The sequence below is a fragment of the Marinobacter flavimaris genome (assembly GCF_002933295.1).
Lineage (GTDB): Bacteria > Pseudomonadota > Gammaproteobacteria > Pseudomonadales > Oleiphilaceae > Marinobacter > Marinobacter flavimaris.
In genome coordinates, this window is the sequence record NZ_PSSW01000001.1 from 226,127 (window position 1) to 252,836 (window position 26,710).

Sequence of the window (26,710 nt, forward strand, 5' to 3'; positions counted from 1 at the left end):
GTGTCTGAGCAAACCCAAGGCCAGAAGCTGTCAAACCTGATTCAGCTGAGCCCGAGAACCGAGGTGGATTCCATGCCTGAGTACAAAGCGCCCCTGCGTGACATCAAATTCGTAATGACCGAGCTGCTGAACAGCGAGCAGCACTACGCCAACCTGGAAGGTGCCGAAGACGCTACTCCGGATATGGTGGATGCCATTATCGGGGAAGGTGCCAAGTTCTGTGAGCAGGTTCTGTCTCCGCTGAACCAGGTGGGTGACAAGGAAGGCTGTATCTGGAGCGAAGACGGTGTGAAGACACCGACTGGCTTCAAAGAAGCTTACCAGCAGTATGTGGAAGGCGGCTGGCCGTCCATGACCGCCGATCCCAACTACGGTGGCCAGGGACTGCCGCACTCTCTCGGTCTGGTCATGAGTGAAATGGTGGGCACCGCCAACTGGTCCTTTGGCATGTACCCGGGCCTGAGCCACGGTGCAACCAACACCATTGAAGAGCATGGTACCGAAGAGCAGAAACAGACTTACCTCACCAAGCTGATCAGCGGCGAGTGGACCGGCACCATGTGTCTGACCGAGCCGCACTGCGGTTCCGATCTCGGCACCCTGCGCACCAAGGCCGAGCCGAATGCTGATGGCACCTACGCCATCACCGGTACCAAGATCTTTATCTCTGCCGGTGAGCACGACATGGCCGAGAACATCGTCCATATCGTTCTTGCGCGTCTGCCGGGCGCACCGGAAGGCACCAAGGGCATCTCCCTGTTTATCGTGCCGAAGTGTCTGCCGAACGAAGATGGCTCTGCTGGTGAGCGCAACGCCGTTTCCTGCGGTTCCATCGAGCACAAGATGGGTATCCACGGCAACGCCACTTGCGTGATGAACTTCGACGGCGCCAAGGGCTGGCTGATCGGGCCGGAGAACAAGGGCCTGAACTGCATGTTCACCTTCATGAACACCGCCCGTATCGGTACTGCGATCCAGGGGCTGGGTGCCGCCGAGCTGGGCTTCCAGGGTTCACTCGCCTACGCCAAAGAGCGTCTGGCCATGCGTTCACTGAGCGGTCCGAAGAACCCGGAAGGCATTGCTGATCCGATCATTGTTCACCCGGACGTTCGTCGCATGCTGCTGACACAGAAAGCGGTTGCCGAAGGCGCCCGTGCCCTGATTTACCTGACGGCACAGCAGGCAGACGTTGTTCACAGCGGCAAAACCGAAGAAGAGCGCAAGGCAGCCGATGAGGCGCTGGGCTTCCTGACACCGATCGCCAAGGCGTTCCTGACCGAAATCGGTTACGAGGCAGCGAACCTGGGTATGCAGGTCTTTGGTGGTCACGGCTTTATCTCCGAGTGGGGCATGGAGCAGAACGTTCGTGACGCCCGTATCGGCATGATCTATGAAGGCACCACCGGTATTCAGGCGCTGGATCTGTTGGGCCGCAAGGTTCTGATGACCCAGGGCGAATCCCTGAAAGGCTTCACCAAGCAGGTGCATCTGTTCTGCAAGGAAAACGCGGAAGACGAGCAGCTGAAGGAATTCATCGAGCCGCTGGCGGCGATGAACAAGGAATGGGGCGAGCTGACCACCAAAATTGGTATGTCTGCCATGAAGAACCGTGAGGAAGTGGGCGCAGCCTCTGTGGACTACCTGATGTACTCCGGTTACGCAGTGTTTGCCTACCTGTGGGCCCGTATGGCCAAGGTTGCCCTGGACAAGATGGTTGAGGGTACCACTGAAGAGATGTTCTACAACGCCAAGATCCAGACTGCGCGCTTCTACTTTAAGCGTATGCTGCCCAGGGCCAAGGGCCACGCAGAAAGCATGCTGGCTGGCGCTGACAGCCTGATGGACATGCCGGAGGAAGCCTTCGCCATCTAAGGCGCGGGCACCGAAGGACGGTTCCAGAGGACAGAAAGCCCGCGCTCCCCGGAGGCGGGCTTTTTTCATGAGTTGCGGTCCGCTTTTAGGGTAGAATAGGCGCCCATAAAAATAATCTTCAGCGGACACATAGCCCGAGCAGGTGTGACTGGCCCAGACTGAGGCCCTATTGCCACCTGAACAGACTGACTGAATTTTTGGAGAGTTTTAGATGGCTGATTATCAGGCACCCCTACGTGACATGCGCTTTGTTCTGAATGAGGTTTTCGATGCCCCCGCACTGTGGGCCTCACTGCCCAAGGTTGCCGAGCATGTGGACCCGGAAACGGCGGACGCCATTCTTGAAGAAGCCGGCAAGATCAGCAGTGGTGTACTTGCGCCCCTCAATCGCGAGGGTGATGAGCAGGGCTGCAAATGGAACGACGGTGAGGTGACGTCTCCGGAGGGCTTCAAGGAAGCGTACCAGACCATCGTTGAAGGCGGCTGGAACGGTCTTGGCGGCAACCCGGACTTTGGCGGCATGGGCATGCCCAAGACCCTAGTCGCGCAGTTCGAGGAAATGATGCAGGGCGCCAACATGGCATTCGGGCTGGCCCCCATGCTTACGGCCGGCGCCTGCCTCGCGCTGGACGCCCACGGCAGTGATGAGCTGAAAGAAAAGTACCTGCCTAACATGTATTCCGGTGTCTGGTCCGGCGCCATGGATCTGACCGAGCCCCACGCCGGCACAGACCTCGGGATCATTCGCACCAAGGCGGAACCGAACGATGACGGCTCCTTCAACGTTACAGGTACCAAGATCTTTATCACCTGGGGCGAGCACGACATGGCGGAGAACATCATCCACCTGGTGCTGGCCAAACTGCCGGATGCGCCGAAAGGTCCAAAGGGCATTTCCATGTTCCTGGTACCCAAGTTCCTGGTGAATGACGATGGTTCCCTGGGTGAGCGCAACAGCTTCAGTTGTGGTTCCCTCGAGAAGAAAATGGGCATCAAGGGTTCTGCGACCTGCGTAATGAACTTCGATGGCGCCAAAGGCTGGCTGGTCGGCGAAGAAAACAAGGGTCTGGCGGCGATGTTCACCATGATGAACTACGAGCGCCTGGGCGTTGGTATCCAGGGCATTGGCGCTGCCGAAGCCTCTCTGCAAAGCGCTCGGGAATACGCCCTTGATCGTATCCAGAGCCGTGCACCGACCGGTGCCCAACAGCCTGAGAAGGCGGCAGACCCAATCCTCGTGCACCCGGATGTCCGGCGCATGCTGCTCACGATGAAAGGCTATGTGGAGGGCGGTCGTACTTTCTCAACCTACGTGGCCCAGTGGCTGGATATCGCCAAGTTTGCCGAGGATGATGAGCGTCGCAAACACGCTGAAGGTATGGTGGCGTTGCTGACACCGGTGGCCAAGGCATTTCTCACGGATCGCGGCCTCGATACCTGCATCATGGGTCAGCAGGTCTTTGGTGGTCATGGTTTCATCCGCGAGTGGGGGCAGGAGCAACTGGTTCGTGACTGCCGCATAACCCAGATCTACGAAGGAACCAATGGTATCCAGGCACTGGATCTGATGGGCCGGAAAGTGGTCGGCACCCAGGGCAAGCTTTACGAGCTGTTTGCCCAGGACGTCGCAAACTTCCTGGAGGAGAACAGTGGTAACGATCATCTGCGCCCGTTCCTTGAGCCGCTTGCTGCTGCGGTTGAGCGTCTTGATGACGTTACCGAGCACGTGATCAAACAGGCTGGCGATAACCCGAATGCCATTGGGGCAGCGTCTGTGGACTATCTGGATCTGTTTGGCCTGACCGCTCTGGGTTATATGTGGGCGAAGATCGTCAAAGCGGCTGCGCCCCAGGCGGATTCAGATACCTCCGGATTCTACAGCGGTAAACTGAAGACCGCGCGCTTCTACTTTGACCGCCTGCTGCCCAAGACCGTTTCACTGGCTGAAGGTATTCGCAGCGGCAGCGACTCCATGATGGCGCTGACGGCTGAAGAGTTCTGATTAGCCAGCAAGACTCAGGCACAAAAAAACAGGCCCTCGGGCCTGTTTTTTTGTGGTTAATTGGTCAGCAGGGCAAGTTTCCCGGACTCTCAGAGTCGCTCCATTCTCTCCGGGTTGGTAATAAAGGGATTGGCACTACCCTGGATTTCGACAATGCGCCCGTGACGGGTCAGCTCGCTATCATCCGGCGGGTCCAGCCTGTTCCAGCCCTTGAACACCGCCGAGGAGCCAAGCCAGGGCAAATCATAGGTGTCCACCATGTAGGCCACCGTGCGCGCCACATCTCCCTTTACCCGCCCCGGGGGCTCAAAGAACTGGGCGCTCTGGCGAATGCCGCATTCGTCTTCGCTTACTGACGAGCCCAGGTCCTCGTAACGAGCGTTTCGCCGGCCCATCTCGGTCCGGCTGCGCACCGGTACCATGTTGTGCATGTCAGACGCGATCTGACGGTAGCGGTTATCCTGTTCACATTGACGCGAGGTGCCACAGTCGAGTGCGCTGCGGACATCGGCCAATGGATAGACATAACCGTCCGTCAGAACGAATCCTTTGCTTGTAAAGGCGGTGTTGCAGAAGAAGGAATTGCCGCCACTGGCGTAAAGGTCACCCCAGAAGTGATCGGTAACAACGGTTTTTGGATCACTGAACCGGGTATTCTGGCCAATCACGAGGGTAGTGGTGAGCAATAGGCCAAGTGCTGTGGGTATCAGTAAGAATCGTTTCATACGCCTTTTATACCTCGCAGTGTGTTCAAGCACCCTGTCAATTCGGGCCTCACTGGTCAGGATCTGATCAAGCGGGTCAAAACTATGACGCTTTGTTCACGGATACTGTGAAGTATGGCACAGAGGCTCCAAACCACGGAGCCTCCAGGCTAGAAATTTGTGGCGTAATGTTAACGGGTTAACAGTATTACTTCAGTTTGTTGCGGATGTTCTGGTAACCGGTTTTCAGGTCTTCGCCAAGTTTTGATGCGGTCTGACGAGCTTCCTGGGACGCGTTCTCGGCATCGTGCAGAACTTCATCGATCTTGCTTCTGAAACGATCCCAATCCTGTTCGAGATCCTCCCATTCGTCCTTAACGTCTTCACGGGCCAGATGCATCTGGACGCGCGCCTCATCCCGGTATTGTTTCACTTTTTCCGACAGCTTCTTGAGTTCTTCTTGAAGACTCATATCAAGCACCTCCTTGGATTGTTGGTGTGCTTACAATGCGCCCGATCGTAAAAAACTGTCAAGGGGCCGGCAGGGCCAACAGGGCACAACGAAGGCTGAGTTTGATTCAGATCAGGAACGGCCGGCGAGCAGGGCAGACATATCCCGCAAATAGTGCCAGGGGGAGAGGGAATCGAAGCCTTTCGCCGCGCGGTCGATCTGGCTGCACAGGGTGATGGCCTCATTCAGTTGGTTCCGGTTCAGCCGGCGAGCGGCCTGTTCCATTGCGCGGGCACGTTGCGGCTGGAATACGCCCCGTTTTTTCAGGAATGCGGCGGGATTTTCCGACTGGCCGGCCGCAGATTTCAACTCAAGCAGCAGGTTCAGATCCCGGCTGAGAACGGATAGCAAACCGAGCGGGTTTTCTCCCTCTTGCTGAAGCACAGTGATCATCTTGCCGGCGTGGGGCGCGCGGCCACTGATCAGCTCGGTCACGAGTTCAAAGCCATTGAATCGGGAACTGTCCTGGACCGCCTGTTCAACGGTTTCCTCATCAATGGTATTGCCGTTTGCGAGCAGTGACAGTCTGTCGAGCTCCTGGCTCGCGGCGAGCAGATTGCCCTCGAGGCGTTCGCTCATGATGGCCAGGGCACCCCGGGTCAGGCTGAGGCCGCGGTTGCTGGCCCTCTGCTGCAGCCAACCCTGGAACTTGTCGGCGTCGACGGGCCACACCGGTACGTGCACGCCCTTTCCCTGAAGCTCCTTGTACCATTTGCGGCGGGTTTCCGCCGCGTCCAGACGGGCACTGATGAGCACGAGGATGATATCGTCGGGAGGGTCGGCCAGGACTCGTTCCAGTACCGCGCGGCCGTCGCCCAGCTTGCCGGTTGGCAAGTGAATCTCGATGCGCCGTTTTTCCGCGAACAGGGACATGGCACTGAATTCCTCGCCAACGGCGTTCCAGTCCAGTTGGTGGTCAGCGTGAAAGGTCAGGCGGTCATGAAAACCGGCGTCTTTTGCGGCCTTACGAACCTGGTCACAACATTCCTGAACCAGCAGGGGTTCGTCCCCGGATATAAGATAGACGGGAGAGAGGCCCTTTTTTAGCAGCTGGGATAACTGGCCTGGATTGGTCTTCATGGCTGGCCTGTGGCTGGGGCGTCGGCTTCCTGTTCACGCTGGTAATCCGCCCGGATGGCGTCGATGCGTTGCGGGGTCAATGGTGCCAGCCGGAATATCACCTGCTGCGCAAGACGATCGTCCATTTGCTGGCGGAGGGTCTCTTCTTCCCGCTGTCTTGCCAGCACGTTGGTTTCGTCGTAGCGGTAACTCTCGCTGGTGGTCAGGCGTGTCGTGCCCACCATGGGAATCCGATCCGCGCTGATTACTTCTAGATCAACAGAGTGACGCAGCGTGTATTCCGCGGCTGCGGCCTGGGCGGTGATGGCACTTGCGCGACGGTCACGCTCGAAGTTCTTCAGCCGCAGAATGTAGTCGGCCTCCGCCGCTGGCGCCACACGGACCTTGCCCAGGTTCAGCTGTTCACGCAAGGAACGGCACAGCGTGTCGGGCACCTGTGAGGAGCAATCCACGGCAAGAGGCTCGAGGGCCGAAGAAACCGGTGGGGCACCCCGTAACTGGAACCCGCAACCACCAAGCAGCGCCGCTATTACAGCGGTCAGCATCAGGCGTGCTGACGATTTCAGAGCGGAGTGCCGGGACATATCAGTTGGCCACCACGTTCACCAGTTTGCCGGGGACCACGATAACCTTGCGCACCGTCGCTCCCTCGGTAAAGCGCATGACATTCTCGTTTTCCAGGGCCAGCTTTTCGAGGTCCGCCTTACTGATGTCTGCAGGCACGTCTTCTTTGGCCCGCACCTTGCCATTCACCTGCAGTACCACCTGGATCTGGCTGCGAACCATGGCGGCTTCATCGGCTTTTGGCCAGGGTGCATCAACCACGGGCTCCTGGTGGCCGAGCGCCTGCCAGAGGGTGTGGCAGATGTGCGGGACGATCGGCGACAGCACAAGCACTGCGGTGTCCAGCGCTTCCTGGCGTACCGCCCGGGTCTGGGGTTCGTCACCTTGCAGTTTGCCGACCTCGTTAAGCAGCTCCATCACCGAGGCAATGGCCGTGTTGAAGGTCAGCCGACGGCTGATGTCGTCACTGACTTTGGCAATGGTTTCGTGAGTCTTGCGTCGCAGGTTTTTCTGGTCATCGTTCAGGCTTGCCGCGTCCAGAGCGGGTGCCGGGCCAGCGGCGGCGTGTTCGTTCACCAGACGCCAGACCCGCTTGAGGAACCTGTGTGCGCCTTCAACACCGCTGTCCGACCACTCCAGGGACTGTTCTGGCGGGGCCGCAAACATCATGAACAGGCGAACCGTATCGGCGCCGTGCTCATCAATAATAGCCTGGGGATCGATACCGTTGTTCTTGGACTTGGACATCTTGGTGACACCGCCGGAAACCACCGGCTCACCATCTTCCCTGTGTACTGCTCGAACGGGCTGCCCCTTTTCGTCACGCTCGACGGTCACGTCGGCGGGCGAAATCCATACCTTGCCGCCTTTGCCATCGTCGCGGTAATAGGTCTCCGCCAGAACCATGCCCTGGCAAAGCAGCCGGTTGAATGGCTCTGAACTGGTTACCAGCCCGACATCCCGCAAGAGCTTGTGGAAGAAGCGGGCGTAGAGCAGGTGCAGGATCGCGTGTTCAATGCCACCGATGTACTGATCCACTGGCAACCAATAGTTGGCCGCGGACGGGTCCAGCATGCCCTGGTCGTAATTGGGGCTGCAGAACCGTGCGTAGTACCAGGAGGACTCCATGAACGTATCAAAGGTGTCGGTTTCCAGCGTCGCCGGCTGGCCGTTGAACTCCGTCTTGCACCACTCAGGGTCGGCCTTGATGGGAGACTGGACACCGTCCATTTCCACATCTTCCGGCAGACGTACCGGCAGCTTGTCATCGGGCACCGGCATCTCTGTGCCATCTTCCAGGGTCATCATCGGGATCGGTGCACCCCAGTAACGCTGGCGGGATACGCCCCAGTCGCGCAGGCGGTAGTTGACGGTGCGCTTGCCGATATTCTGTTCTTCCAGGTAGCTGGCAATCTCGTCGAAGGCTTCCTCGCTGGTCAGGCCGCTGTATTTGCCAGAAGACACCAGCGTGCCTTTTTCGGTAAACGCTTCTTCCTGCACATCAATCTCGCGGCCATCGCGGGCAGCAATAACCTGCTTGATGGGCAGCTTGTATTTGCGGGCAAACTCATGGTCCCGCTCGTCGTGGCCAGGAACCGCCATCAGGGCACCGGTGCCGTAGTCAGTCAGCACGAAGTTGGCGACCCAGATCGGGATCTCTTCCTGAGTCAGCGGGTGAATCGCCTTGAAACCGGTGTCGATGCCGCGCTTTTCCATGGTGGCCAGCTCGGCCTCCGCGGTCTTGCTGTTTCGGCACTCCTCGACAAACTCAGCCACGTCCCGATGGCGCTCCGCCGCCTCTTTCGCCAGCGGATGCTCTGCGGCCACGGCCATGTAGCTCACCCCCATCAGGGTGTCGGGGCGCGTGGTGTAAACGGTCAGGCCACTGTCCCGGTCTTTCAGCGGGAAGGTCAGCTCGGTACCTTCAGACTTGCCGATCCAGTTGCGCTGCATGGTCTTGACCTGCTCAGGCCAGTCTTCCAGCTGGTCCAGATCGTTCAGCAGCTCTTCGGCGTAATCGGTAATGCGGATAAACCACTGGGGAATCTTCTTCTGTTCCACCAGGGCCCCGGAACGCCAGCCCCGGCCGTCGACTACCTGCTCGTTGGCCAGAACCGTCTGATCCACCGGATCCCAGTTCACCGTGGACATTTTCTTGTACACCAGGCCCTTTTCGTACAGGCGGGCGAAGAACCACTGCTCCCAACGGTAATAATCCGGCTTGCAGGTAGCCAGCTCCCGGTCCCAGTCGTAACCAAAGCCCAACTGCTTGAGCTGGTTCTTCATATATTCGATGTTGGCGTAGGTCCACTTGGCCGGCGCGGTCTTGTTGGCAATGGCGGCGTTCTCAGCGGGCAGGCCGAAAGCATCCCAGCCCATGGGCTGCATTACGTTCTTGCCCTGCATGCGCTGGTAGCGGGAAATCACATCGCCGATGGTGTAGTTACGGACATGCCCCATGTGTAGCTTGCCGCTGGGGTAGGGGAACATGGACAGGCAGTAGTACTTTGGTTTGCCCGGTTCTTCCTTCACCGTGAAGGTCTTGTTCTCTTCCCAGAAATTACGGGCATTCTGTTCTACGTCACGGGGATTGTATTGCTCGTCCATTCCTGCCATTACCGAAATTACCTTGTGTGGAAAAATAAAAGCCTGTATCAAAAATCACGTCTGGAGCGAGCCGGACATTCTAACGCACACTAGCCTTTACAGGTAGTCTGCCAATTTTCTGTTCTTGTGCCAGACTTGCTGATATGGGGGTAGCGCTGGCGGCGATGACTCCCCGGGACACGCCGTGAATACGTCCGTGTAGGCTTGATCGCAGCATCCATGCTGCTCACAGTCCCGGGGAGTCATCGCCGCCAGCGCCCCAGGCATAAGCAGTGGAGTCGGCAGGTGTTTTCCCAAGGTTTGGGAGACGGGCTTCGACCTCTCTTTCCGGGACTGTCTGCAGCATGGATGCTGCAGTCAAGCGTACAGGGATGTATTCACAGCGTGTCCCGGAAAGAGAGGGCGCAGTCCGGCTCTTGCACCCAGATTTGCGGTATCAAGGAGTCAACATGACACAACCAGAAAGAAGTCATCTCTCAGGCAAGGCACTGGAAGTTTACGACCGTATGCTGGAGCGGGTAAAAACGCGTCTCCATGACCTGGAAGAAACATCGCTCCAGAACCTCGAAGAAGAGGTCCAGAAAGCGGTGGAGTTCGAGTACGAACTCGAGGAAATGACCCGGGATGAGGCAAACCTCCTGGGGGCTTATCTGCAGCGGGATCTTGAACACCTGCTGCATTTTGTCGAGGAGACTGGTGAAGGCCTGAGCGAATGGTTGCAGCTTGATATCGCGCTGCTGGAACACCAGTTGGCGGACAGTTTGTTCTCGGTTGCTGATAAAACCGTCGTCGACTTCCTGGAACTCAGACAGAAACTGGAAAACAAGGAAGTGGGCCAGTACATTTCAGGCGAGGTGGCCACTGCTGGCATGTTCCAGTGCCTGAACTGCGGGCATATGCGCTGCCTGACAGCCACCAGCCACCTTGAACCCTGTGAAGCCTGCGGCTCCCACTACTACGAGCGGGTTACGAGCCGCTGGCCGAAACAGGAGGAATGACCCGCTCCCGGACAAAGACAATCAGAATGACCGCCAGGGTCAGGACGGGCCAGGAGCCGGTCTGCATGTAAGGCGTGCTGCCGGTGGCGGTGAATACCTCGCCAGTCAGGGTGGCGCGCTCGAAATGGGGGATGGTTTCGGTCAGCTGACCGCGGTTGTTAATGATCGCGGTGACGCCATTGTTGGTGCCGCGGAGCATGTAACGACCCGTCTCCAGAGCCCGCATTCTGGCAATCTGCAGGTGCTGCAACGGGCCAATGGAGTCGCCGAACCAGCCATCGTTGCTGATGGTCAGTAGCAGGCCCGCGCCCCGGGCATTGAAGGCGACAAAATCCGGGTAGGCGACCTCGTAGCAAATGAACGGCATCACATTGACGCCATTGGCCTTGAGTGGATCCTGCCACGCCGGTCCTCGGCTGAAATCGCTCATTGGCAAATCGAAGAAACCGATCAGGCCTCGCAGCACGCTTTGCAGTGGCACGTACTCGCCGAAAGGCACGAGTTTCTGCTTGTGGTAGATCCCTTCGCCATTGCCGATGGCCATGATGCTGTTGTGAAACGTGAAATCTTCAATACGGTCGCTGAAGCCGTACCAGGGTATCCCGGTAATCAGCGTACTGTTGTCGCCCAGCTGTTCACTGATGTGATCAATGATCTTGCCAACCTGGTCCTGAGGGATCGGAATGGCGGTCTCGGGCCACAGGATCAGATCCGTGTCCCAGTGATCCTCGGTCATGCCGAGGTAGGTAACGATCTGATCCTTCAGGAACTCAGGATCCCATTTGATCTGCTGGGGAATATTGCCCTGCATGGCGGCAAACGAGGTAGGCTCCTCGTTTAGCTCCGTCCACTCGACACGGTTCATGGCCGGGGCAATCAGCCAGGGAATCAGCGCCACCGCAAGAGTGGCGCCCGCAGCAACCGGCTTGGCGTGTTTCAGGAGCCACCAACTCCCGTAGAGTGCGGCCCCTGTGGCCGTTATCCAGAAAGTGATGCCATGCACGCCGGTCAGAGGTGCCAGCCCGGCGAGCGGGCCGTCCGTGTGTGCTGTGCCCAGATACAGCCAGGGAAAACCGGTAAGCAGCCAGCCCCGAAGCCAGTCGCCAAGTATCCAGATAGCGGGAAACAGGATCAGACGCCGGGCGGCACTCTCCTTGGCAAGCTTGCCCCAGAACCAGAACGCCAGACCGTGGAACAGCGCCAGCCCTGCAACAAAGAGAACCGTCAACAAAACGGCAATCGGAATGGCGGTATTACCGTGTTCGCTGATACTGACGTAGACCCAGCTGGCGCCGCTGCCGAACAGCCCCAGGCCAGTAAGCCAACCGGCCCGGAAGAGCTTCTCTGGAGCCAGCGGAACCGTCACGAGGAGAATAAGAAGGACTGAAACCGGTCCCAGCCACCAGAGGTTGAACGGTGAAAAGGTCAGGGTTTGCATGGCGCCGGCAACCAGAAGGGCTGCTGCGCCAAGTAATGCGTTTGAGGAAAGCGGGGTCTTCAGCGCTCTGGTATTTTTCGCGTCACTGTTCACTTCGGGTTACCTGCAGCAGACGGATTACACGGTTATCGGCGTTGGCAATGGTAAAGCGCAAACCGCCGAATTCAACCGATTCGCCCCGTCTGGGCAGGTGTCCGAATTCCTTGAGAACCACTCCACCGATGGTGTCGAATTCCTCTTCGTCCAGTTCGGTCTCGAAGAACTCATTAAAATCATCAATGGGTGTTACCGCTTTTACGGCATAGCTGCCATCGCCCCGGGCCTTGATGTGGGTCTCTTCATCAAAATCATGCTCATCTTCGATTTCGCCCACAATTTGTTCCAGCACGTCTTCAATGGTGATCAGGCCGGCCGTACCACCGTATTCATCGACCACAATCGCCATGTGGTTACGGTTTTCCTTGAATTCCTTGAGCAACTGGTTCAGACGCTTGCTCTCGGGTACGAAAGTGGGCGGGCGCAGAATTTCCCGGATACGATTCCAGTTGAGGTCGTTGTTCAGAGCCAGGGGAAGCAGATCCTTGGCCAGAAGAACGCCAATCACGTCGTCCTGGCTGTCCCCGATGACCGGGAACCGGCTGTGTGCAGAATCCATGATTTCGCCCAGGAACTCCTTGGGCTCCTGGGATGCCTTTACGGTGACCATCTGGGAGCGGGGAATCATGATCTCATCCACCCGCATGTCGATCACCTGCATGGCACCTTCGATGATGCTCATGGCATCAACATCGATGATGTTCTGGGACTCGGCGTCCCGAAGGATTTCCAGCACGTCCTCAACGGACTCAGGCCCGCTGGAGAAGGCCTGGGATATACGTTCCAGCCAGGACTTGCCGCCCTGACTGCGACTCGACTGATCGTCGCTCATGAGTCTTGTTCCGTTTCCTCTGCTTCGTAGGGATTGCCGAATCCGAGCTGCGCAAGCAGTCGGACTTCGAGGGCTTCCATGACCTCGGCATCTTCGTCTTCAATATGATCAAAACCCTGGAGATGCAACATGCCGTGCACCACCATGTGCGCCCAGTGGGCGACCAGGGTTTTTTCCTGTTCCATGGCCTCTTTCTCGACAACCGGTGCACAAATCACCAGATCTCCGGCCAATGGCACCGTTATACCGGCTGGCGCCTCAAATGGGAAGGACAACACGTTGGTCGCGTAGTCCCGCCCACGGTACTGATGATTCAGGGCCTGGCTTTCTTCGGTTCCGACAATACGGACCGTCACCTCGGACGGATCCTCGCCCTGCCAGGCAAGTTGCGCCCATTTTTGAACCTGCGTCTCCGAAGGTATTCCTGGCGCCTCAAAAACCTGCTGAAAATCCACAGTCAGCTTATTCACTGGCCCGTCGCACTCCCGTCGTCAAAGGAATCGTAGGCTTCAACAATCCGCTGTACCAGCGGGTGCCGAACAACGTCCTTTGCTTCGAACCGTGTGAACCCAATACCTGATACCTTGCTCAGAACCCCGGCAGCGTGAATAAGCCCCGAATTCTGACCCCGTGGCAGGTCTACCTGAGTGGTGTCGCCGGTAATCACAGCCGTGGAGCCAAAGCCGATCCGGGTCAGAAACATCTTCATCTGCTCCCGGGTGGTGTTCTGGCTTTCGTCCAGAATGATGAATGAGTTGTTCAGCGTCCGGCCGCGCATGAACGCCAGCGGCGCAATCTCGATCACGCTTTTCTCAATCAGCCGGGTAACCTGGTCAAACCCAAGCATTTCATAGAGAGCGTCATACAGCGGACGCAGGTATGGGTCGACCTTTTGTGCGAGATCGCCGGGAAGAAAACCAAGCTTCTCGCCGGCCTCGACCGCGGGCCGAACCAGCAAAATCCGCTTCACCTGCTCGTCTTTCAGGGCCTCAACGGCACAGGCCACTGCCAACCAGGTCTTGCCGGTACCCGCCGGCCCAATCCCGAAGTTGATATCGTGGGTGCGGATATTGTGCACATACTTCTGCTGATTCGCGCCCCTCGGCTTGGCCTGAAGCTTGGGGGTCTTGATGACCGTCACAGCGCCATCGTAGGGCACGTCTTCGGGCAGGCGTTCAAAACCGGTTTCCCGGATAAACAGATGCACGGTATCCGGAGGAAGGTCATCGGTAGCCTCGGTTTCCCGATAAAGATGCCGGATAACCTCAACGGCCGCCGCCACATGCTCGGTCTCACCCTCAACTCGGAAATGATGGCCGCGCCTGCCGACTTTCACGTGCAGGCGTTTTTCAATCATTTTCAGGTTTTCATCAAACTGGCCACAAAGCGTCGCCAGCCGACGCTGGTCCACCGGGTGCAGGTCAAATTGTCTGTGATCGTTGGCGTTCAAAAGTGCTCCGTTTTGGTTTGGGAGAACGAGTATCTGATGTTGGTGAAACGGGCAAGGGCCGGAAGGTGTTTCCAAAAAGCGCCCGTAAATACGTCCCTGTAGGGCTCGGTCGCGCCATCCCTGGCGCTCCACGTTTTTGGAAACACCTTCCGGCCCTCGCCCTGATCATTCTATGTGCAGGCCCGAATGCTAAAAAACAAGTAGGTCGGAGTAGCTGGAGGCGTAATCCGACTGGTTTCTTCGTTACAGGCATGTTGCTCGATTACGAATTCGTCCAATCCAACCTACGAATGCGGAGCATAAACTGGGCAGACGGCTCTGGGGCCTACGGAGAGTGGTGGGGCTCCCCTCCCAAAAATGTCGGCGGCCAAGGATGGCCGGCGCCAAGCGCACATGGATGTGCTCGTAGCGGTTTTTGGGAGGGGAGCCCCACCACTCGCCAAACTCCAAACCCAAGACGAATAGGATCCGAGCTTTAGTAAAACTCCGAGTTCACGGGCACACCGCGAAGTGAGTTGGGATAGGCCTCCACAATATCGACATCAATAAAGTGCCCGACAACCTCCGGATTCTCATGCCGGAAATTCACAATCCGGTTGTTCTCGGTACGCCCCGCATACTCACCAGGGTCTTTCTTGGACAAGCCAGTCACCAGAATCCGCTGAGTAGAACCCACCATCTTGCGGCTGATGTCCATCACGTTCTGGTTCAGGCGATCCTGCAGGATGCTCAGCCGCTGTTTCTTGATGTCCATCGGCGTATCGTCCGGCAGATCGGATGCCGGCGTGCCGGGCCGTGCGCTGTAAACGAAGCTGAAGGACATGTCGAAGCCGATGTCGTTGATCAGCTTCATGGTGTCTTCAAAGTCCTTCTCGGTTTCGCCCGGGAAGCCGATGATGAAGTCGGACGAAAAGCTGATGTCCGGGCGGATCTTGCGAAGGCGGCGGAGTTTGGATTTGTACTCCAGGGCTGTATGGCCGCGCTTCATGGCCGCCAGAATACGGTCGGAACCGCTCTGAACTGGCAGGTGCAGATGGCTGACCAGCTCCGGAACGCGCTCATAGACCTCAATGAGAGCATCAGAGAACTCCACCGGGTGCGATGTGGTGTACCGGATCCGGTCGATGCCATCAATGGTTGCGATCAGCTCGATCAGCTCCGCCAGGTCCATGTTGTCGCCGTCGTGGGTTTCGCCACGGTAGGCATTCACGTTCTGGCCCAGCAGGTTAACCTCGCGAACACCCTGGCTGGCGAGGTGGGCCACTTCAGCGATGACGTCATCAGCCGGGCGGCTGACTTCTTCCCCGCGGGTATAGGGCACCACGCAGAACGTGCAGTACTTGCTGCAGCCTTCCATGATTGAAACAAACGCGGAAGGGCCGTCTGCGCCGGGCTCGGGGAGGTTGTCGAATTTTTCGATTTCCGGGAAGCTGACGTCCACCACGCCAACACCGTTACCCTTGGCGCGCACTTCCGTAATCATGTCCGGCAGGCGATGCAGGGTCTGGGGGCCGAAGACCATGTCCACGTAAGGTGCGCGGTCAATGATCGCCTGGCCTTCCTGGGAAGCCACACAGCCACCCACGCCGATGATCATTTCCGGCTTTTTGCTTTTCAGCTTTTTCCAGCGGCCAAGCTGGTGGAACACCTTCTCCTGGGCTTTTTCCCGAATGGAGCAGGTGTTCAGCAGCAGGATGTCGGCGTCATCGGGTGAATCTGTCATTTCGACGGTTTCACCGGTTTTGAGCAGGTCTGCCATGCGGGCAGAGTCATACTCGTTCATCTGACAGCCGTGGGTTTTGATGTAAAGCTTCTTGGCCATGGGTCTCACGTAATCTGATGGATGTTGCGCCGGGAACTGGTTTTTGAAACGGGGCGCCAGCAAAAAGGAACTGCGTATTATAACGGGGTGCTTAAACTTCAACCACCTTTGTCTCGGCTAGTTGCTAGTCCGCTTGTGGTATTATTTTTGGTTCTTTAAATCGACAATCAAGCCCGAACACGATCATGACCCCCGAACGCCTCGCCCGAATCAAACAAACCCTGAACACCCGGCAGCCGGACCTGAGCGTCCTAACCGACCAGGTCCACAAGCCCCGGAATCTGTCCGCCATCATCCGCTCCTGCGATGCGTTTGGCTTGGCGAACATGCACGTGGTCTGGCCAAAAGAAGGCTTCCGGGCATTTCGCAAAACCGCCGGTGGCAGCTACAACTGGGTAACAACCCACACCCACCGGAGCATGGACGAAGCGATCCAGAGTCTGAAAGGGCAGGGCCACAAGCTATACGCCGCACAGCTATCCGACCGGGCCATTGATTTCCGGGATGTGGATTACACCCTGCCGTGCACGATAATCCTGGGTAACGAAGTGGATGGCGTCAGCGTTGATGCCGCAGCTCAGGCTGACGAGCACATCGTTATCCCAATGATGGGGATGGTGGAGTCGCTGAACGTATCGTCTGCCTGTGCGATTGTCCTGTCCGAAGCCCAGAGGCAGCGGAAGCTGGCCGGCATGTTCGATCAGCGCCGGATGCCGGATGACGAGTACAACCGCCTTTTATTCTGTTGGTGTCAGCCCACCGTCAAACGCTACTGCGACGACCGTAATTTGCCGTACCCGCCGATAGACCCGGAAACGGGTGAGTTGGTCGACGGTGTGGGCTGGATGCAGGAAGTAAGAAAGTTAAGGGCGAATCGCCCACGGTGGGATGACGAACCCAAAGTCACCGCAGATGAGCAATAAAAAGAAAATTACTCTTCTGTGAGATCGGTCCGGGGGTGGGAGGTCTTTTCTGTCGGGAAAAGATGTCTGAGCGAAGCGAGTTGCTTTTCCCAGAAGAAAAGGCCTCCCACCTCTGGACCAGCCCCCAAATCGAGCAGGCTACTTAGCAAAAGCTAGAGCCCATCACTCCTCGCGAGCCTCAAGATACCGCTGAAGCTGCTCCCGCAAAGCCTTGGGAAGCCGGGTAATCGTCAGGGCATCTTTGTCACGGTCATAGTAAACCGCCTGATTCACCAGGTCGGAGGAGAAGGACACGCTCATTCCGCCTCCGGAGCCTGCAATCCGTACCAGTTTTTTCACTTTCCGGTGGTCCGGGTGCAGCACGCCGCTTTCCGGCAGTTCGGCGGTTTTTGAGGCAAACTCCTTGAAGCGTTGCGGCTCACTCTCGTCCAGGTAGCCGGACAATGCCTCGATTTCGACCGGCTCGCCCAGGGCATGCTGCTCCTTACAGAACTCATAGGCCTTGTTGCGAACCTCCCCGGCTTTCTCAGGCTCGGAGGACTTGGCAAAAGCTTCCACCGCATCCAGGAAGGTCATGGTTTCCTTTTCCACATCCACCTGATTGGTAAACCCGCACAAACGGATAAACAGCTCTCCTGGCTCGCCGGTGCCGCGGCCGTGGACCAGTGTCAGGTAGTTTTCCGCCGGGTTGTTGCCGCGCCAGTCGTCCAGCTCGATGCGAACGGCCAGGTTCAGACGGGAGAGGCTCAGGACGTCGGTCGCATCCAGTGACTGGTTGCCATCGAACCGCATGGCGCTGTCGGTTTCCAGGATAAACAGGTAAACCACCTCGGCGTCCGCTAGGGCATCGTGGACGATCATCAGATGGCCATCGAACTCCTCCTGACTGCCGGTCAGGAGCTCCTGCCATTGTCCGAACAGGCGGTCGGTCATGGCGCTGAAGGTTTGCTTGTCTTCCAGGTAGTCGTTCAGCCAGGCGCTGAACGGGCACTCGCCCAGATCTTCGGAAAACCGGCCGTATTTCTTACCGGGCTTGCTGTTGAACAGGCGCTTCATCTGCTTGTGCAGGCCCTCGTAATCGCCACCGGGCTCCTGCAGGGCCTCACCGGTCACAAGGCGGGCAGGCTGGCCCGGCTGGTACTGGCTGGCGAAGGCAGTGCGGAGGTGTTTGATGGCCATTTTTTGGCTCCTGTTCGTTGTTTCGGTTAACTCAGAGAGGCGGGATTCTGCCACGTATTGGCGTTGGATTCATTGGTAGTCTGCTGGTTCTGGGGGTGGGCCGCAGGGCAGGTGCGTATTTTTCTTACGAAAAAACAACTCGCTTCGCTCAGACATCTTTTTTCTAGAGAAAAATACGCACCCACCCCACGTCCACGGGCCTTTCAGCGGTCCGCCAAAAGAAGAATGAGTGTTTTCCGTACTTTTGCTTTGGGAATTAACTCCAGAGTATGCCGGCGACGCGGTGGGGGTATCTTTTCCTGCCGGAAAAAGATGTCTGAGCGAAGCGAGTTGTTTTTCCAAAGAAAAAGATACCCCCACCCCGGCGCCAGCCACCAAAGTAGCCAGTCACAGAAGCAGGGGTATCTCCCCTCAATTCAAATTTCAGACCCGCTTGCTGCGAATCAACTCCTGAACAAGTTTGTTCACAGCCTCAGGAATCTCCTGTTCGCTGTCTGCGGTTGCCCCCGCGTTGGCTACGTCAGTGCCGAGGTTAACGGCAATGGCAACCAATCCATGGGAAGTCAGAAGCTGGGCAACGCGGCGGCGTTCGTCGGCATCGCCTGCGTTTTCTTCGGTGACCACCACGGCGGTTTTGCCCTGGTCGAACAGCGCGCGCTCAACGGCGAGGGCCAGTGCCGGCGCCTGGCGACCATTACAGGCAATGATGGCCGGTTTCTGCGCCAGTCGGCGCTCGCGTTCTTCTACCGAAACTGGATCGAGCGATTCGCCGGAATCTGCCAGGCCGGCCACCATGCCTGCACCGATGGTGACGTTGGAGAGCCGGTCGATCACGATGAAGCTGCCGGTGGCGTGGTTGCGCTGGTACGCATCGAAGGCGATCGGCTGGTTCAGGGTCAGCTCGCACAGGCCGATTTCGTTCAGCTGGAGCTGGCTTGGGTTGGCCTGCTGTTCCAGGGTGTTTACGTCGGTCTGGTGGTGGATCTTTTTCACCGTGCCGGAGGTAAAGGTCGGTCCCAGCTTGATGTCGTAAAGGCGGCCGGTTTCCAGGGGTGCGTCGGTCATCCACACGATGTTGGCGTTGAAGCGGTTGCCCACTTCCGGCTCGTCTTCGACCTTTACCAGCATATCGCCGCGACTGATGTCGATTTCATCGGTCAGGGTGAGGGTAACCGCCTGGTCGATATAGGCCTCTTCAAGATTGCCATCGAAGGTGACAACTTCCTTGACCGTGCTGGTGCGCCGCGAGGGCAGGGCCATCACTTGTTCGCCGGGGCGGATCACGCCGGAGGCGATGGTGCCGCAGAAGCCCCGGAAATTGAGGTTCGGTCGGGTAACGTACTGAACCGGGAAGCGGAAATGCTCCAGATTCTTGTCCCGGCCCACTTCCACGGTTTCCAGAATCTCCATCAGGGGCTGGCCGGTGAACCAGGGTGTGTTCTCGCTTTTGTTTACCACGTTGTCGCCTTCCAGGGCGGACAGCGGCACAAAACGGATATCTTTCAGGCCCAGCTTGGCGGCAAACGCCAGGTAATCGTCTTTGATTTCGTTGAAGCGCTCTTCGCTGAAATCCACCAGATCCATCTTGTTCACGGCCACTACGATGTGCCGAATACCCAAAAGAGACGCGATGTAGGAATGGCGCCGGGTTTGGGTGAGAACACCGTGGCGGGCGTCGATCATCAGGATCGCGACCTGGGCGGTAGACGCGCCGGTGGCCATGTTACGGGTGTACTGTTCATGGCCCGGGGTGTCAGCGATGATGAACTTGCGCTTGTCGGTGGAGAAGTACCGGTAGGCCACATCGATTGTGATGCCCTGTTCGCGCTCGGCCTGCAGGCCGTCGACCAAGAGGGCAAGGTCGAGTTTCTCGCCCGTCGTTCCCATCTTGGCGCTGTCGGTTTTCAGGCTGGCCATGTGATCTTCGTAGATCATCTTGGTGTCATGAAGCAGGCGGCCGATCAGGGTGCTCTTGCCGTCATCCACGCTGCCGCAGGTGAGCAGGCGCAGGAGCTCCTTGTTTTCGTGCTGTTTCAGGTAGGCCTGAATATCTTCTGCAATCAGATCAGACTGGTGTGACATCTTAGAAATACCCTTCCCGCTTTTTCTGTTCCATGGAGCCGGCTGAATCGTGGTCGATTACCCGACCCTGGCGCTCGGAGCTCTTGGCCAGCAACATTTCCTGGATAATGTCAGGAAGCGTGTTGGCTTCGGATTCGATGGCGCCTGTCAGCGGGTAGCAGCCCAGGGTCCGGAAGCGGACCGATTTCATCATTGGTTTCTCGCCTTCCTTCAATGGCATACGGTCGTCGTCCACCATGATCAGGGTGCCATCGCGCTCAACGACCGGGCGTTCGGCAGCATAGTAGAGCGGAACGATGTCGATGTTCTCAAGGTAGATGTATTGCCAGATATCCAGTTCCGTCCAGTTGGACAGCGGAAACACCCGGATACTCTCGCCCTTGTTGATCTTGCCGTTGTAGATATTCCACAACTCGGGACGCTGGTTCTTGGGATCCCAGCGATGGTACTCATCCCGAAACGAATACACGCGTTCCTTGGCCCGGGATTTTTCCTCGTCTCGGCGGGCACCGCCGAAGGCTGCATCAAACTTGTACTTGTCGAGCGCCTGTTTCAGGGCCTGGGTCTTCATGACATCGGTATGTTTCGCGCTGCCGTGAGTAAACGGCCCGATTCCCTGATCCACGCCTTCCTGGTTGGTGTGCACAATCAGGTCGAGGCCGAACTTCTCAGCGACGTTGTCCCTGAACTTGATCATGTCCCGGAATTTCCAGGTCGTATCAATGTGCATCAACGGAAAGGGCGGCTTACCCGGGTAAAAGGCCTTCAGGGCCAGGTGAAGCATTACCGCGGAGTCCTTGCCGATGGAATACAGCATTACCGGATTGTCGAACTCGGCTGCCACTTCCCGGATGATGTGGATGCTTTCCGCTTCCAGCTGTTTCAGGTGCGTGAGGTTGTATGTGGTCATGATAATCCGTTGCCGCCGTGCGGGCCGTGTTGGCTGTGCGAATGAATACGGCAACTATACCAGAGGGGATAAGGGCATAAGAAGACGGCCAACTAGACATTGGCGTTATAACAATATAGCAGTGGTGGGACCTGGTCGTTCGTCAGCAGGCAGGTCGAGGTCAGGCCGGATTGCGGGAGTCAGCCAACAGTTTGGCAACGTATCGATCGACGTAATCGAAGCCGTTACCTTCAAACTCAGCGAACTGGATGCCCAGCTGAAATTCGTCCCTTGCGATGCGTCGCATGTGAACGATGTTGCCGTCGGCAATAATGGAAACCGGTTGCGTTGCAACCACCGGCACGGAGAATCGGGTCTTCACGGCAATCCAGTGTCCTGGAGCCGGGGCCTTTTGCTCGGGAATGAGTTGTTTCACCGTTTCCTGATTACAGGAAATCATAACGCCCGTGCGGGAGAGATTGGATACCGAACAGGTCAGGCAGCAGCCGTCCGATTTCTCAATAGTAATGTCGGTGGCTACGTCCACTCGCTGTTGGTTGCGCAAATTCAATTTGGCGGCGACAGGTTTCATGTTGACTCTTCTGGCGTGTCTGGTTGCGAATGATGCTGCCTTTCCCATAAATCCCTTCCAGAAAAACACTTAAACGCATGATAAGCGAATGAAAGTGTAGTTGTTTACTTTGTGATCAGCAAGAAGCCTGCCGCCTATAGTGGCAGATTTGTTAAATCTTTCTGAACAAGACGTCACAAATTTTGACGTCCGTCAGTTTCCATCCGTTCCAATACTCGTCGGACTTTTGCTGCAGGCGGTCCCTGAGCTGGTGTAAAATATCGCCCTTCATTCATTTGTGGGCTCGCGCTGAGCTCCGGGAATTCCAAGCCTTCTATGACAGATAACACCCAGACCCCCGCCTCGTCCGGCAACGGCAAAGTCGGTTTCATCAGCCTCGGTTGTCCCAAGGCTCTCGTCGACTCCGAGCGCATTCTTACGCAGCTCAGGCTGGACGGCTACGATGTTGTCCCGACCTATGACGACGCCGACATTGTTGTGGTCAACACCTGCGGATTTATCGATGCCGCCAAACAGGAGTCGCTGGACGCGATCGGTGAGGCCATCAGCGAAAACGGCAAGGTGATTGTCACCGGTTGTATGGGTGTAGAGGCCGACAAGATTCGCGATACTCACCCGGGTGTGCTGGCGGTTTCCGGCCCCCACGCCTATGAAGAAGTGGTCGGCGCGGTTCACCAGTTCGTTCCGCAGAAAAAGCAGCACGATCCGTTCACCGACCTGGTTCCGCCGCAGGGAATCAAACTGACCCCGCGGCACTACGCCTACCTCAAGATCTCCGAAGGTTGTAACCATCGCTGCACCTTCTGCATCATCCCCTCCATGCGCGGTGATCTGGTCAGTCGGCCCATTGGCGATGTGATGGACGAAGCCCAGCGCCTGGTGGATGCCGGTGTAAAAGAGCTGCTGGTCATCTCCCAGGATACCTCCGCCTACGGCGTCGACACCAAATACCGCACCGGCTTCTGGCAAGGGCGGCCGCTCAAGACCAAGATGCAGTCACTGTGCGAAGCGCTCGGCGAAATGGGCGTGTGGGTACGCCTGCACTACGTTTATCCCTATCCCCATGTCGACGACATCATTCCGCTTATGGCCGAGGGGAAAATCCTGCCGTACCTGGACATCCCGTTCCAGCACGCCAGCCCGAAAGTACTCAAGGCCATGAAGCGCCCGGCCCACGACAGCAAAACCCTGGAGCGCATCCGCAAATGGCGGGAAATCTGCCCCGAGCTCACCATCCGCTCCACCTTCATCGTCGGCTTCCCCGGTGAAACCGAGGAAGACTTCCAGTACCTGCTGGACTGGCTCGACGAGGCTCAACTGGATCGTGTTGGCGCGTTCAAATACAGCCCGGTGGAGGGTGCCAAAGCCAACGAACTGGAAGGTGCGGTTCCCGAGGAAGTCAAAGAAGAGCGCCTGGCCCGTTTCATGGAAAAACAGGCAAAGATCTCCGCTGCCCGCCTACAGGCCAAAATTGGCCAGACGATCGATGTGTTGATTGATGAGGTCGACGAGGAAGGCGCCATTGGGCGCTCAAAGGCCGATGCGCCGGAGATTGACGGTATGGTTTACCTTAACGACGAGACCGACCTTGTTCCGGGTGAGATTGTTCAGGCGGTTGTTGAGCATGCCGATGAGCATGATCTTTGGGCTCGGCTTCTTTGATGGCTTCCGGCTTGGGCACCTAGCCTGCCGAATTTGGGGGTAGGCCTCGGCGGGGTGTGCCTCCCAAAAACCGCTACGAGCACATCCATGTGCGCTTGGCGTCGGCCATCCATGGCCGCCGACATTTTTGGGAGTCACACCCCGCCAAGGCCTCAGAATCTTCAGGGATAGGGAGCAATCGGGCCGGATAAACAAGGTCAGTAGGTCGGATCAGGTGAAGCCGTAATCCGACCTATCATTTTGTTTTGATGGCCTGTCTTCGCGAGGGCACGCCGCCAGCTCGAGTGCCGTGGTGGGTAGAGCCTCCCAAAAATCTGGAGCGCCAGGGATGGCGCGACGAAGCCCTACAGGGATGTATTCACGGGCGTTTTTTGGGAGGCTCTACCCACCATGGCAGTCCCCCCAAGCTAGCAGGCTAGGGCCGCAGTCAGAAACCACGACCCAAGCCAAAGGGGTCACCCCCCAAGCTTGCGAACAAGAATCTCATTAAACAGCTTGGGATTCCCCTGACCTTTGGAGGCCTTCATCAGCGGCCCCATAAAGCCACCAAGCATCTTCTTTCGCTTCTTGGGGTCTTCCTCGTTCTGATACTGCGCCACCTGATCCGGCATGCCCGCTAGAACCTCGTCTACCATGGCTTCCAGGGCGCCGGTGTCAGACACCTGCTTCAGCCCCTTGGCATCGATGATGGCGTCAACGCTGTCGTTCTCACCGGACCACAGCGCCTCGAACACCTTCTTCGCGCCGGCGGATGAAATCGTATTGTCGGCAATCCGTACCACCAGGTCCCCCAGCTGAGCGCCGCTGATGGGCGAATCGGCAACCGATTTCTCCTCCGCATTCAGGCGCGCAGAGAATTCGCCCTGGATCCAGTTGGCGACCAGTTTTGCGTCTTTGCCCTGGCTGGCAGCTTCTTCAAAGAAAGTGGCCAGTTTCGAGTCGCCGCTTAGCAGGCCGGCGTCGTAGTCATTCAGACCGTACTGCTCCATAAAGCGGGCTTTGCGAGCGTCCGGCAGTTCCGGCAGGCTGTTGCGAGCTTCCTCAATAAAGGAATCATCGATTTCCACTGGCAGCAGGTCCGGGCAGGGGAAGTAGCGGTAGTCGTTGGCTTCTTCCTTGGTGCGCATCGACCGCGACTCGTCGCGGTCGCCGTTGTACAGGCGTGTTTCCTGCACAATGGTGCCGCCGTCTTCCAGAATGTCCATCTGCCGCTCGACTTCGTGGGCGATGGCCTGCTCCATGAACCGGAACGAGTTCAGGTTCTTGGTCTCGGTCCGTGTGCCCAGCGTGTCGGAGCCCCTCGGCTTCAACGAAATGTTGACGTCAAAACGCATAGAGCCCTGGGACATATCGCCGTCGCAGATGCCCAGCGACGTCACGATGCTGTGCAGCTTCTTGGCAAAGGCAACGGCTTCTTCCGCGTTGTTCATATCCGGTTCGGTGACCACTTCGATCAGTGGAGTGCCTGCACGGTTAAGATCGACGCCGGTCATGCCGTGGAAATCCTCGTGCAGGGACTTGCCGGCATCTTCTTCCAGGTGGGCGTGATGGATGCGAACGCGCTTGGTTTCACCGTTTGGCAGATCAATATCCACGAAGCCGGGGCCGACAATCGGGCGCTCCAGCTGAGTGGTCTGATAGCCTTTGGGCAGATCCGGGTAGAAGTAGTTTTTCCGCTCGAACATGGAGCGGCGCTCAATCTCCGCATTCACTGCCAGGCCAAACATGACCGCGTAGCGGAAAGCCTGCTCGTTGGGGACCGGCAGCGTGCCGGGCATGGCCAGGTCAACGGCGTTGGCCTGCGTGTTAGGCTCGGCGCCGTAAGCGGTGCTGGAGCCTGAAAAAATCTTGGTCTTGGTGGCGAGCTGAACGTGAATTTCCAGCCCGATCACAATGTCCCACTGCATAGTTGCTATCTCCTGTAAGGGGGCCTGTCCCGGGCTTATTGCGGTTCACGCTGGTGCCAGTCGGTCACCTGCTGGAACTGATGGGCGGCATTCAGCAAACGGGCCTCGGAGAAATAATCCCCGATGATCTGAAGACCCACCGGGAGACCGTCCACGAAACCGGCCGGTACCGACATGGCCGGAACACCCGCCAGATTGATAGCGATAGTGAATACGTCTTCCAGGTACATGGTCACAGGATCGCTGGTTTTTTCACCCTGAATAAACGCGGGTGAGGGCGTGGTGGGGCTCATCAGCACATCCACTTCCTTGAAGGCATTGATGAAATCCTGCTGAATCAGCCGCCGAACCTTCTGGGCCTTGAGATAATAGGCATCGAAATAGCCGGCGGAGAGAGCGTAGGTGCCCACGAGAATCCGACGTTTCACCTCTTCGCCAAAACCCTCCGCGCGGGAGCGGGTGTAAAGATCCATCAGATCCTTGGGATCCTCGCAGCGGTAGCCATAGCGTACCCCGTCAAAACGGGACAGGTTGGCGGACGCCTCTGCTGGAGCAATTACATAGTAGGCAGCAATCGCGAGCTTCGCGTTTGGCAGCGATACCTCTTTAACTGTGGCGCCCAGCTTCTCGTATTCCTTTACTGCGTTGCGAACCTGCTGCTCCATCGCCGGGCTTAGCTGATCGCTGAAATACTCCCTGGGCAGGCCGATTCTTAAACCTTTAAGGGGCTCGTTCAGCGTGGCGGTGTAATCCGGCACCTCGCGATCAATAGACGTCGAGTCCTTCGGATCAAAACCTGCCATCACATTCAGCATCAGCGCATTGTCTTCCGCTGTGCGAGCCATGGTGCCGCCCTGGTCGAGACTGGAGGCAAAGGCAATCATCCCGTACCGGGACACCCGGCCATAAGTGGGCTTCAGGCCAGTAACACCACACAGTGCCGCCGGCTGACGGATCGAGCCGCCAGTATCCGTGGCGGTAGCTGCCGGAATCAGTCGAGCGGCAACCGCCGCAGCCGACCCGCCCGATGAACCGCCCGGCACCCGCTTATTACCTTGACTCAGGCCCCAAGGGTTGGTCACTGCGCCAAAATAACTGTTCTCGTTGGACGACCCCATGGCGAACTCATCCATGTTGGTCTTGCCCAGACACACGGCCCCTGCCTCACGGAAATTCGCCGTAACGGTCGCGTCGTAGGGCGGAACAAAGTTCTCCAGCATCTTCGAACCGCAAGTGGTCCGAACGCCGTTGGTGCAGAAAATGTCCTTGTGCGCGAACGGGACCCCCGTCCAGGGCGTCGCATTCCCCGCCGCACGCTGCTCGTCCGCGACGCGGGCATCAGCCAGCGCCTGCTCCTCGGTCACGGTAATAAAACTGTTGTACTTCGAATCTTCCCGCTTGATGCGGTCGAGGAACTCCTGGGTCAGCTCCACGCTAGAGACCTGGCCGCTATCCAGGTCCCGGGAAAGCTCTGCTACGGATTTGTTATGCATGACGTGT

The 26,710-nt window shown here is 57.7% G+C and carries 21 protein-coding genes; 5 read left to right on the forward strand and 16 right to left on the reverse strand.

Annotated features, from left to right (window positions below):
- The first annotated feature begins 72 nt into the window (after positions 1–72).
- The gene (locus tag MDHKLMBL_RS01075) at positions 73–1,872 is read left to right on the forward strand and encodes an acyl-CoA dehydrogenase C-terminal domain-containing protein (protein ID WP_008170097.1); all 1,800 of its coding nucleotides are present in this window, start codon (positions 73–75) and stop codon (positions 1,870–1,872) included.
- A gap of 211 nt (positions 1,873–2,083) precedes the next feature.
- Positions 2,084–3,874 (forward strand): acyl-CoA dehydrogenase C-terminal domain-containing protein, encoded by a 1,791-nt coding sequence (locus tag MDHKLMBL_RS01080; protein ID WP_008170099.1) that lies wholly within the window; start codon positions 2,084–2,086, stop codon positions 3,872–3,874.
- Between the two features lie 89 nt (positions 3,875–3,963).
- Here the strand turns inward: MDHKLMBL_RS01080 and MDHKLMBL_RS01085 are convergent, their stop codons facing one another.
- The 5 genes from MDHKLMBL_RS01085 to leuS form a co-directional block, all read right to left on the reverse strand.
- On the reverse strand, positions 3,964–4,599 hold the full coding sequence (locus MDHKLMBL_RS01085) for an endonuclease (protein ID WP_008170100.1): 636 nt from the start codon (positions 4,597–4,599) through the stop codon (positions 3,964–3,966).
- A 187-nt stretch (positions 4,600–4,786) separates the two neighbouring features.
- Complete coding sequence (locus MDHKLMBL_RS01090; protein ID WP_008170101.1) at positions 4,787–5,050, reverse strand: hypothetical protein; 264 nt, start codon at positions 5,048–5,050, stop codon at positions 4,787–4,789.
- Positions 5,051–5,161: 111 nt separating this feature from the next.
- A complete protein-coding gene (gene holA, locus MDHKLMBL_RS01095) occupies positions 5,162–6,169 on the reverse strand; it encodes a DNA polymerase III subunit delta (RefSeq protein WP_008170102.1) in 1,008 nt (335 codons plus the stop codon).
- Positions 6,166–6,753, reverse strand: a complete 588-nt coding sequence (locus MDHKLMBL_RS01100; protein WP_008170103.1) for an LPS-assembly lipoprotein LptE — start codon at positions 6,751–6,753, stop codon at positions 6,166–6,168. The genes holA and MDHKLMBL_RS01100 overlap by 4 nt, the downstream gene beginning before the upstream one ends.
- 1 nt (position 6,754) lies before the next feature.
- Positions 6,755–9,340, reverse strand: coding sequence for a leucine--tRNA ligase (gene leuS / locus MDHKLMBL_RS01105; protein ID WP_104270131.1), 2,586 nt, complete (start codon positions 9,338–9,340; stop codon positions 6,755–6,757).
- A 449-nt stretch (positions 9,341–9,789) separates the two neighbouring features.
- Here leuS and MDHKLMBL_RS01110 point away from each other — a divergent pair, with 449 nt between their 5' ends.
- Positions 9,790–10,338, forward strand: a complete 549-nt coding sequence (locus MDHKLMBL_RS01110; RefSeq protein WP_041645366.1) for a zinc ribbon-containing protein — start codon at positions 9,790–9,792, stop codon at positions 10,336–10,338.
- Here MDHKLMBL_RS01110 and lnt read toward each other — a convergent pair.
- From lnt to miaB, 5 genes are all read right to left on the reverse strand, one after another.
- Positions 10,307–11,869, reverse strand: coding sequence for an apolipoprotein N-acyltransferase (gene lnt, locus MDHKLMBL_RS01115; RefSeq protein WP_104269918.1), 1,563 nt, complete (start codon positions 11,867–11,869; stop codon positions 10,307–10,309). The genes MDHKLMBL_RS01110 and lnt overlap by 32 nt on opposite strands.
- Positions 11,859–12,704: a CorC family transporter gene (locus MDHKLMBL_RS01120; RefSeq protein ID WP_008170107.1), complete on the reverse strand. Its 846-nt coding sequence runs from the start codon at positions 12,702–12,704 to the stop codon at positions 11,859–11,861. Before MDHKLMBL_RS01120 ends, lnt begins: the two co-directional genes overlap by 11 nt.
- Complete coding sequence (gene ybeY / locus MDHKLMBL_RS01125) at positions 12,701–13,174, reverse strand: rRNA maturation RNase YbeY (protein WP_008170109.1); 474 nt, start codon at positions 13,172–13,174, stop codon at positions 12,701–12,703. Before ybeY ends, MDHKLMBL_RS01120 begins: the two co-directional genes overlap by 4 nt.
- Positions 13,171–14,154 carry a PhoH family protein gene (locus MDHKLMBL_RS01130; RefSeq protein ID WP_008170111.1) on the reverse strand — a complete coding sequence of 328 codons (984 nt, stop codon included), beginning with the start codon at positions 14,152–14,154 and terminating at the stop codon, positions 13,171–13,173. Before MDHKLMBL_RS01130 ends, ybeY begins: the two co-directional genes overlap by 4 nt.
- A gap of 475 nt (positions 14,155–14,629) precedes the next feature.
- Entirely contained in the window at positions 14,630–15,976 is a 1,347-nt protein-coding gene (gene miaB / locus MDHKLMBL_RS01135) for a tRNA (N6-isopentenyl adenosine(37)-C2)-methylthiotransferase MiaB (RefSeq protein ID WP_008170114.1), read from the reverse strand.
- 185 nt (positions 15,977–16,161) lie between these two features.
- Here miaB and trmH point away from each other — a divergent pair, with 185 nt between their 5' ends.
- Complete coding sequence (gene trmH / locus MDHKLMBL_RS01140) at positions 16,162–16,899, forward strand: tRNA (guanosine(18)-2'-O)-methyltransferase TrmH (RefSeq protein WP_104269919.1); 738 nt, start codon at positions 16,162–16,164, stop codon at positions 16,897–16,899.
- A 162-nt stretch (positions 16,900–17,061) separates the two neighbouring features.
- Here trmH and MDHKLMBL_RS01145 read toward each other — a convergent pair whose 3' ends face one another.
- The 4 genes from MDHKLMBL_RS01145 to MDHKLMBL_RS01160 all read right to left on the reverse strand — a co-directional run bounded on the left by MDHKLMBL_RS01145 (position 17,062) and on the right by MDHKLMBL_RS01160 (position 21,641).
- On the reverse strand, positions 17,062–18,078 hold the full coding sequence (locus tag MDHKLMBL_RS01145) for a nucleoid-associated protein (protein ID WP_104269920.1): 1,017 nt from the start codon (positions 18,076–18,078) through the stop codon (positions 17,062–17,064).
- A gap of 423 nt (positions 18,079–18,501) precedes the next feature.
- Positions 18,502–20,160: a sulfate adenylyltransferase subunit CysN gene (gene cysN / locus MDHKLMBL_RS01150; protein ID WP_104269921.1), complete on the reverse strand. Its 1,659-nt coding sequence runs from the start codon at positions 20,158–20,160 to the stop codon at positions 18,502–18,504.
- A gap of 1 nt (position 20,161) precedes the next feature.
- A complete protein-coding gene (gene cysD, locus MDHKLMBL_RS01155; RefSeq protein WP_014577758.1) occupies positions 20,162–21,070 on the reverse strand; it encodes a sulfate adenylyltransferase subunit CysD in 909 nt (302 codons plus the stop codon).
- Positions 21,071–21,230: 160 nt separating this feature from the next.
- Positions 21,231–21,641 (reverse strand): PilZ domain-containing protein, encoded by a 411-nt coding sequence (locus tag MDHKLMBL_RS01160; RefSeq protein WP_008170127.1) that lies wholly within the window; start codon positions 21,639–21,641, stop codon positions 21,231–21,233.
- Between the two features lie 315 nt (positions 21,642–21,956).
- On the opposite strand from MDHKLMBL_RS01160, the gene rimO reads away from it, so the two are divergent.
- Entirely contained in the window at positions 21,957–23,303 is a 1,347-nt protein-coding gene (gene rimO, locus MDHKLMBL_RS01165) for a 30S ribosomal protein S12 methylthiotransferase RimO (RefSeq protein WP_104269922.1), read from the forward strand.
- A gap of 455 nt (positions 23,304–23,758) precedes the next feature.
- On the opposite strand, the gene gatB is transcribed toward rimO, so the two are convergent.
- Positions 23,759–25,210, reverse strand: coding sequence for an Asp-tRNA(Asn)/Glu-tRNA(Gln) amidotransferase subunit GatB (gatB, locus tag MDHKLMBL_RS01170; protein ID WP_104269923.1), 1,452 nt, complete (start codon positions 25,208–25,210; stop codon positions 23,759–23,761).
- A 35-nt stretch (positions 25,211–25,245) separates the two neighbouring features.
- Positions 25,246–26,703 carry an Asp-tRNA(Asn)/Glu-tRNA(Gln) amidotransferase subunit GatA gene (gatA, locus tag MDHKLMBL_RS01175; protein WP_104269924.1) on the reverse strand — a complete coding sequence of 486 codons (1,458 nt, stop codon included), beginning with the start codon at positions 26,701–26,703 and terminating at the stop codon, positions 25,246–25,248.
- Positions 26,704–26,710 lie beyond the last annotated feature (7 nt).